The sequence below is a fragment of the Kitasatospora sp. MY 5-36 genome (assembly GCF_001182915.1).
Taxonomy (GTDB): domain Bacteria; phylum Actinomycetota; class Actinomycetes; order Streptomycetales; family Streptomycetaceae; genus Kitasatospora.
In genome coordinates this window covers 1-7,950 of the sequence record NZ_LFVW01000545.1, presented here as the reverse complement: position 1 = coordinate 7,950, position 7,950 = coordinate 1, and the positions used below count along the sequence as shown (strand labels likewise).

General features: G+C 73.0%; 6 protein-coding genes and 1 tRNA gene. 3 read left to right on the top strand and 4 right to left on the bottom strand.

The window, feature by feature from the left end:
* Positions 1–500, bottom strand: a 500-nt coding sequence (locus tag AE652_RS29625) for a DUF3662 domain-containing protein (protein WP_049657018.1), incomplete at its 3' end; no start/stop codon positions are given.
* A 421-nt stretch (positions 501–921) separates the two neighbouring features.
* Between AE652_RS29625 and AE652_RS29620 the strand changes: the two genes are divergently transcribed.
* A tRNA-Leu gene (locus AE652_RS29620) sits at positions 922–1,005 on the top strand.
* Positions 1,006–1,089: 84 nt separating this feature from the next.
* Here AE652_RS29620 and AE652_RS29615 read toward each other — a convergent pair.
* Complete coding sequence (locus AE652_RS29615) at positions 1,090–2,235, bottom strand: sensor histidine kinase (protein WP_049657015.1); 1,146 nt, start codon at positions 2,233–2,235, stop codon at positions 1,090–1,092.
* Positions 2,232–2,885 carry a response regulator transcription factor gene (locus tag AE652_RS29610; protein WP_234348583.1) on the bottom strand — a complete coding sequence of 218 codons (654 nt, stop codon included), beginning with the start codon at positions 2,883–2,885 and terminating at the stop codon, positions 2,232–2,234. The genes AE652_RS29615 and AE652_RS29610 overlap by 4 nt, the downstream gene beginning before the upstream one ends.
* Before the next feature lie 338 nt (positions 2,886–3,223).
* On the opposite strand from AE652_RS29610, the gene AE652_RS29605 reads away from it, so the two are divergent.
* Both AE652_RS29605 and AE652_RS46675 read left to right on the top strand, forming a co-directional pair.
* Positions 3,224–5,053: a phosphatidylglycerol lysyltransferase domain-containing protein gene (locus tag AE652_RS29605; protein ID WP_079272003.1), complete on the top strand. Its 1,830-nt coding sequence runs from the start codon at positions 3,224–3,226 to the stop codon at positions 5,051–5,053.
* Between the two features lie 169 nt (positions 5,054–5,222).
* Positions 5,223–6,023, top strand: a complete 801-nt coding sequence (locus tag AE652_RS46675; protein ID WP_159028583.1) for a hypothetical protein — start codon at positions 5,223–5,225, stop codon at positions 6,021–6,023.
* A gap of 82 nt (positions 6,024–6,105) precedes the next feature.
* Here the strand turns inward: AE652_RS46675 and AE652_RS29595 are convergent.
* A partial coding sequence (locus AE652_RS29595) for a SpoIIE family protein phosphatase (RefSeq protein WP_234348581.1) occupies positions 6,106–7,950 on the bottom strand: 1,845 nt, incomplete at its 5' end.

Genomic DNA, 7,950 nt, shown 5'->3' with positions numbered 1-7,950 from the left:
GGCGGCGGGGGCGCGTTGTACTGGCCGGCGCCGGGCTGCTGCCACGGTGCGCCGGGGGCCGGGGCGGCCGGCGCACGGTCGTAGCCGGGCTGCGGCGGCGCGTACTGCTGCTGCTGCGGGGGCTCCTCGGCGGCGAGGGTGCGGCTGCGCACCCGGTACAGCCCGGTGTCCAGGTCGTCGGCCTTCTCCAGGTTCACCTGGAGCGGGCCCATGAAGGTGTACCGCTGGGCCTCCGCGTACTCGCGGACCATGCCGGCCAGTTCGGTGCCGAGCTGCCCGGAGTAGGGGCTCAGCCGCTCGTGGTCGTGCGGGCTCAGTTCGACGATGAAGTCGTTCGGCACGACGGTGCGGTCGCGGTTCCAGATGCTCGCGTTGTTGTCGCACTCGCGCTGCAGCGCTCCGGCGATCTCCACGGGCTGGACCTCGGACTTGAACACCTTGGCGAAGGTGCCGTTGACGAGACCCTCGAGCCGCTGCTCGAACTTCTTCAGCACTCCCATGGGGCACCCCCTTCCAGGGTTCGTTCGCCTGCCTGCCGGCCGGATCCCGCCCGGGACCCGGTCGCGCCTCCTACTTGCGGTACTTCCGTACTGATCGTATCCACGCCGGGCCCTTCCGTACGGTTCCCGGACCGTGTGGTGCCCGGGGGTGGGCTCGGACACACAGGGTGACGCATGTCGGGTACGGCACGCCAGGTGTGCCCGTCGGAGCACCCTTCCGGCAGTCGCACGGGCGTGCGTCGGGCATCGGTTCGGGTGCCGTGGGCCTCCCCGGACAACGGATTCGGAGCAGCCCCCCAGGTCGTGCTAATGTTTTCCACGTCGGAAGGGCCGCCCGAAAGGGAGGCCGGTCCAGGAAGCGCGAAGTACCGATGGTACCGAGTGGTTCGGAAGACCGGTCGGCAACGAGGACAACACCCATGCGCGGGTGGCGGAATAGGCAGACGCGCTGGATTCAGGTTCCAGTGCCCGAAAGGGCGTGGGGGTTCAACTCCCCCCTCGCGCACAGCGAAGCCCCGCAGATCTACGGATCTGCGGGGCTTTTTTGTCGTCCGCTCCCCGGTGGCGTGGATTTCGGGGGCGGGCGGGATCAGCCGCGGCTGGCCGGGAGTTCGGCGCGGACCTCGAAGCCGCCGTCCTGGGTCGGCCCCGCGGTGAGGGTGCCGCCCAGCAGCTGGGCGCGCTCGCGCAGGCCGACCAGGCCGTGGCCGCCGCCCGGCAGGGTCTCGGCCGGACGCACCGGCGGGGCCTCGTTGCGGACCTCGACCCGCAGCCGGCGGCCCTTCGCCCGGACCCGTACGTGCACCGCCGCCTCCGGGGCGTACTTGGTGATGTTGGTGAGCGCCTCCTGGACGGTGCGGTAGGCGGCCCGCTCGACCGCCTCCGGCCACGGGCGGTCGCCGGGGACCAGCTCGGTGTCCGCGGCCAGGCCGCTCTGCTCGATCAGCCGGGGCAGGTCGGCCAGCCGGGGCTGCGGGGCGAGCGGGGCGTCCGGCAGCCCGCCGGTGCCGCGCAGCACCCCGACCATCTGCCGCAGCTCGTCCAGGGTCCGTACGGACAGTTCGCGGATGGTGCGGGCGGCGGTCACCGCGGCCGGGTCGGGGCTGCTCACCTGGAGCGCGCCCGCCTGGATGCTGATCAGGCTGACCTGGTGCGAGACCACGTCGTGCATCTCCCGGGCCAGCCGGCCGCGCTCGCTGATCAGCACCCGCTCGGCCAGCAGCCGGCTCTCCCGCTCCTGGCCGCGGGTCAGCTCGTCCAGCCGGGCGGCCAGCTCCCGCCGGGTGCGGGCGAGCAGACCGGTGGCGGCCGGGCCGGCCGCCAGCATCACGGCCTGGATGGCGTCCAGCGCGGTGGCGCGGCTGAGGTCGAGGACGTCCTGGGGCAGCGGCCAGTGGAAGAACTCGACCAGCGCGAACAGGACGCCGCAGGGGATCACGACCCGGGGGCGGGGGCGCTCGGCGGCCACCGAGTAGACGGCCGTGATCGGGGCCAGCCAGATCTCGTCCACCCAGCTGCCCGGCATGGTGAGGAGCAGTGCCACCACCGGGAAGCGGCGGCGCCAGAACAGGGCGACGGCGGCCAGCGTGGACAGTGCCACCTGCCACCAGGCGGCCTCCCGGGCCACCAGGGCGGCGTCCAGCAGGCCGTACAGGACGGGCAGCAGCAGCATCAGCCAGGGGGCGGTGCACCAGGCCGGCAGCCGTCGGGACGGCAGTTGGTCGGCGGTCGTCATGCCCCGTCGCCGGGCTTGGGCCGGACCAGACCGGCCCGGTGGGCCAGGACGGCGGCCTGGACCCGGTTGGCGGCGCCGAGCTTGCCGAGGATCGCGCTGATGTGGTCCTTGACCGTGCCGGTGCCGAGGAACAGCCGGTCGGCGATCTCGGCGTTGGACAGGCCCTCGCCGAGCAGCGACAGCACGTCCAGCTCGCGGCCGGTGAGGGTGCGGGCGAGCGCGGTGGCCTCGGCGTCCGGGCCGCCGCCGTCCACGTAGCCGCCGATCACGGTGCGGGTGACGGTCGGGGAGAGGATGTTGCCGCCGGCCGCGAGCACCCGGACGGCGTGCACCAGCTGGTCGGGGGCGGTGTCCTTGAGCAGGAAGCCGGCCGCGCCGGCCCGCAGCGCGGTGCCGATGTACTCGTCGGTGTCGAAGGTGGTGAGCATCGCCACGGCGGGCGGGTCGGGCAGGGCGCGCAGGCGGCGCAGCACCGAGATGCCGTCGAGGTCGGGCATCCGGATGTCGAGCAGCACCACGTGCGGGCGCAGCCGCTGGACGTGCTCCTCGGCCTGCCCGCCGGAGCAGTCGCCGACCACCTCCAGGTCGGCGGCGGAGCCGACGATCAGCCCCAGGCCGGAGCGGACCAGGATCTCGTCGTCGACGATCAGCACGCGGGTGGTGGTGATGGTGCCTCCTCGGTTCGGGCGGCCGGGTCGGGGCGGTCCGCGTGGGTCGTTTCGAGGGTAGGGGTAGGCGGGGCGGGGTGCCGAACGTGCGGCGGGCGGTCACCCCCGCCGTTCGGCGGGGGTGGGAATCCGCTACCCGGTTCACGCAATTCTCAGGCTGGGTGGGGAAACATGGAGTTGGCTGACTCTTTTCCGGCCGCTTCTCCATTTCGGGCGGTCGGCCGGGCGAGGTCGCCGGTCAGTCCGTCGGGCCCGAGCGGGCGCCCGGCGCCGGGCCGTTCGCGGATGCGCCCCACCATCTGATCGTTTGGAATTGAGCTGTGTCGTCCACTGTGAAGTCGGAGCCGTCCGCCACGTCCCCCGGGCCCCGGCCCGTCGACGAGCCCGGTCGCTGGCGTCCGAGGGCCGCCGCGGCCTCCGTCTGGTACCTGCGGCTGATCGCGCTGCTGAACGTGGCGACGGTCCTGCTGGTGCCCTTCCGGAACCAGGTCAGCGAGCACAACGAGGGTGAGTACTTCACCCCGTACCTGATGACCTCCGGGCTGGCCAGCGCGGTGCTGTCGGTCTTCCTCGCGATCGCGATGCGGCGGCGCAAGCGGGCCGCGTGGATCTTCAACACGGCGCTCGGCGGTCTCTTCGCGCTGCTCTACCTGGCGTTCATGCTGGTGCCGGACGAGCGCTTCAACAGGCACCCGCTCAACTACTTCTCCACCGTCCTGACCTGCCTGTTCGTCCTGGCGCTGCTGGTCGGGCGGAAGGAGTTCACGTCCAAGGGCGACAGCTCCAACCCGAAGACCGCGGCGGCCACCTTCGTCGGCGGGCTGGCGTTCGGCGGCGGGGTCGGGGCGCTGCTGGTCTGGATGACCAACGAGCTCTCCGGCGCCGGCTTCTGGGACCTGTTCCGGTACTCGGTCGGCCGGATGATCACGATCACCCCGACCGAGCACCTGCGCTCGGTGATCGCCGCGCCGACCTGGGTGAACGCCGCGATCAACGCGATGGGCGCGGTGCTCTTCCTGCTGGTGCTGTACGTCGCCTTCCGCAGCCCGCGCGGCAAGGAGCTGCTCACCGCCGAGGACGAGGCCAGGCTGCGCGGCCTGCTGGACAAGCAGGGCGAGCGGGACTCGCTCGGCTACTTCGCGCTGCGCCGGGACAAGGCGGTCGTCTTCTCCCCCAGCGGCAAGGCGGCGGTCACCTACCGGGTCATCGGCGGCGTCTCGCTCGCCTCGGGCGACCCGATCGGGGACCCGGAGGCCTGGCCGGGCGCGATCGACGCCTGGCTGTCCGAGGCCCGCGAGCACGCCTGGGCGCCGGCCGTGATGGGCGCCTCCGAGGAGGCCGGGGTGATCTACGCCCGGCACGGGCTGGACGCGCTGGAGCTGGGCGACGAGGCGATCGTCGAGCTGGACGAGTTCTCGCTGGACGGCCGCGCGATGCGGGTGGTCCGGCAGGCCTACAACCGGGTCAAGCGGGCCGGGTACACGGTGCGGATCCGCCGGCACGAGGACATCTCCGAGGCGGAGATGGCCGAGCTGGTGGCCAAGGCCGACGAGTGGCGCGACGGGGCGACCGAGCGCGGCTTCTCGATGGCGCTCGGCCGGCTCGGCGACCCTGGCGACGGCCGCTGCGTGATGCTGGAGTGCCACGACGGGGACGGCGAGCTCAAGGCGCTGCTGAGCTTCGTGCCGTGGGGCCCGGACGGGCTCTCGCTGGACCTGATGCGCCGGGCCCGGGACACCGAGAACGGCCTGATGGAGTTCATGGTCATCGAGCTGCTGCAGCGCGCCGACGAGGTCGGGCTGAAGCGGGTGTCGCTGAACTTCGCGATGTTCCGTTCCGTCTTCGAGCGCGGTTCGCGCCTCGGCGCCGGCCCGGTGCTGCGGCTGTGGCGCTCGATCCTGGGATTCTTCTCGCGCTGGTGGCAGATCGAGTCGCTGTACCGCGCCAATGCCAAGTACCGCCCGATCTGGGAACCGCGTTACCTGCTCTTCGAGAAGAGCAGCGAGATTCCGCGGATCGGTATCGCGAGCGCGCGCGCCGAGGGTTTCATCGTCGCGCCGAGCCTGCCCGCCCTGTTCCGCCGCCGGCACGCCCGGGCCGCCGTGGTGGCGCCGCGGGTCCCGGTGGCGGCCCGGGACGGGAAGGGGTAGCCCTCCGTCGGGGGGCGGAGGGGACCGGCCGGTCGAATTGGGGGGCTGATGGGGGGATTGCCTCCCCCCAGAGGATGACCCGACTCCCCATCCGTGCCGATGTGGCTTTGTTAACTGGCTTCTAATGTTGGAGTAGTAGAGCGTTCGGGGATTCGGAGAAACTGTTGTGATGCACAGGACCCACGCGGGGGGCGTGCGAAAGGGGCCGCTGGCAATCGCCGGAGCGGCCGCTGTCGCCGAGTGGGGAACGCTGTTCGCGACGGTCCGGGACGCGGTGGTGCGAAAGAAGTTCGCCGCCGTTCCCCTGGCCACCGTCGCGACGTTTCTGATCCTGCTGTTCAGCGTCGTCCAGCACCTGCCGGGCGGCGAGCGTTTCGTGAACAACATCGGGGTGGTGCGGGCGGCGCTGCCGCTGGACGTCTCGCTGCTGCGGACGCCGCTCTCCCTGTACGTGCCGGCGCTGGACCTTCCGGTCTGGGGGGCGCTGGCCCAGGTGTTCGTGGTCTTCTCGATCGCCGAGATCGTGCTCGGCCGGCGGATGACCCTGGTGGTCGCCTACACCTGCACCCTGGCGGGCACGCTGTTCGCCCGGGTCGGCGTGGCGATCGGGCCGCACCACCTGTTCGGCTTCCCGAAGTGGGTCGCCTACGTGCGGGACACCGGGCCCTCGGCCGCGGTGGTGGCGCTGGCGATCTGCATCGCGTTCCGCTGCCGGGCCTGGCTCACCGCCGGCCTGGTGGTGGCGGTGATGATCGGCGAGGCGGTCGTGCTGCCGAACCTGGCCGGTCTGGAGCACGTGGTCGCGGTGATCACCGCGCTGCTGATCGCCGTCTCGGTCGAGGTCTTCGGGGACTTCTGGCCGCGGGTGCTGGCCGGGGTCGGCGCCGCCGCCTCGGTGGCCGCGGCCGCCTCGCGGGAGGTCGCGGTGGAGGCCCGTCGGCGCACCTCGGCGGGGGCCGTCATCCCCTGACGGGCGCCGACCGCGCTCAAGCCGGCCGCGTACGGGTGCCCGTACGCGGCCGTTCGGTGTCCGGGGCCCCTCGGTGCGGCCGTCAGGCGTGCGGGAGCGGGAGCTCGAACCAGACCACCTTGCCCACCGCCTTGCGGGCGGTGCCCCAGCGCTCGGCGAGCTTGGTGACCAGGGTGAGGCCGCGGCCGGTCTCGCCGAGCTGCTCGGCCGGCTCCAGCGAGGGCAGGTTGTGGTTGTCGTCGCTGACCTCGACCAGCAGTTTGTCCACCCGGATCAGCTGGAGCTTCACGGTGTCCCGGGCGACCCGGACGGCGTTCGTCACCAGCTCGCTGACCAGCAGCTCGGTGGTGTCGCTGAGCGCCTCCAGGTGCCAGCCGGCCAGCTGCTCGCGGACCAGCGAGCGGGCCCGGCCGACCTCGCGGTGGTCCACCGTGAGGTCCCAGGTGGCCACCTCGGACGGGGCGACCCCGTCGAAGCGGGCCACCAGCAGGGCGACGTCGTCCTTGCGGTCGTCCGAGTGCAGCCGGCGCAGCACCACGTCGCAGGCCTGCTCGGGGCTCTCCCGGGGGTCGATCAGGTTGCCGCAGAGCGCGGCCAGGCCCGCTCCTATGTCCCCGCCCCGGACCTCGACCAGGCCGTCGGTGCAGAGCACCAGCATCGAGCCGTCCGAGACGTCGATGGTCTTGGCGACGAACGGCACCCCGCCGACGCCGATCGGCGCGCCGGCCGGGATCTCCAGCAGCTCGCCGGTGCCGTCCGGGTGCACCAGGACGGGCGGGACGTGGCCGGCGCTGGCCAGCTCGCAGGTCCGGTTGATCGGGTCGTAGACCGCGTACAGGCAGGTCGCGAGGTGGTCGTCGCCGAGCTTGTGGGCCAGGTTGTCCAGGTGGCGCAGCAGCTGGCCGGGCGGCAGGTCCAGGGCGGCGAGGGTCTGCATCGCGGTGCGGAAGCGGCCCATCGCGGCGGCCGAGTGGATGCCGTGGCCCATCACGTCGCCGACCACCAGGGCGACCCGGCTGCCGGGCAGCTGGATCGCGTCGAACCAGTCGCCGCCGACCTCGGCCTTGGGGTCGCCGGGCAGGTAGCGGTGGGCGATCTGCACGCCGGGGATCTGCGGCGGGCGGGTCGGGATCATCGAGCGCTGCAGGGTGGTGGCGACCCTGGCCTCGGCGCGGTGCAGCCGGGCGTTGTCCAGCGACAGCGCGGCGCGGACGGCCAGCTCCTTGAGCGTCGCGGCGTCGCTCTCGTCGAAGGGCGCGCGGTCCGGCAGCCGGAGCAGCTTGAGGATGCCCAGCACGGTGCCGCGGGCGGAGAGCGGGACGACCAGCATCGAGCGGCCGGTGACCACCGGGGTCAGCCGGGCGTCGCCGAGCGCGATCGCGTAGTCGACCGCGACGTCCGGGCTGACCACCGGGACCAGCACCGGCTGGTTCAGCTGCAGGGCCATCCCGGGCGGGGTGCGGCGGGGCATGCTGACCAGCGAGCCCTCGGAGAGCACGTGGTCCCAGACGCCGCCGGTCTCGTTGTAGACCAGGGCGACCCGGCGCAGCATGGTGTCGTCGTCCGGGCGGGCGGCCGGCAGCTCGGAGTCCGAGATCAGCCCGTCCACCAGGTCCACGCAGGCGAAGTCGGCGACCCGGGGGACCAGCACCTGGCAGAGCTCGTGGGCGGTGAAGCCGAGGTCCAGCGTGGTGCCGACCTTGCCGCCGACCTCGTTCAGCAGGGCCAACTGCTCGCCGGCCTGCCCGTTGGTGAGGAACGGGCCGAGCCGGCCGCCGGTCGGGCCCTCGCCGCCCGCGGGGGCGGGGACCGGGACGGTGGCGGGCGGGGCCTGGTCGGTGCGCAGCGGCGGACGGCCGGTGGCGGACGGCTCGACGGTGGCGTGCTCGATGGCTGCGGCTCCTGCGGTGGGCGGGGGCACCTCCCG

Bases quoted from the DNA above. Each gene is read 5' to 3' on its own strand.
- AE652_RS29615 (WP_049657015.1), bottom strand. From the start codon at position 2,235: ATGACGACCGCCGACCAACTGCCGTCCCGACGGCTGCCGGCCTGGTGC.
- AE652_RS46675 (WP_159028583.1), top strand. From the start codon at position 5,223: ATGCACAGGACCCACGCGGGGGGCGTGCGAAAGGGGCCGCTGGCAATC.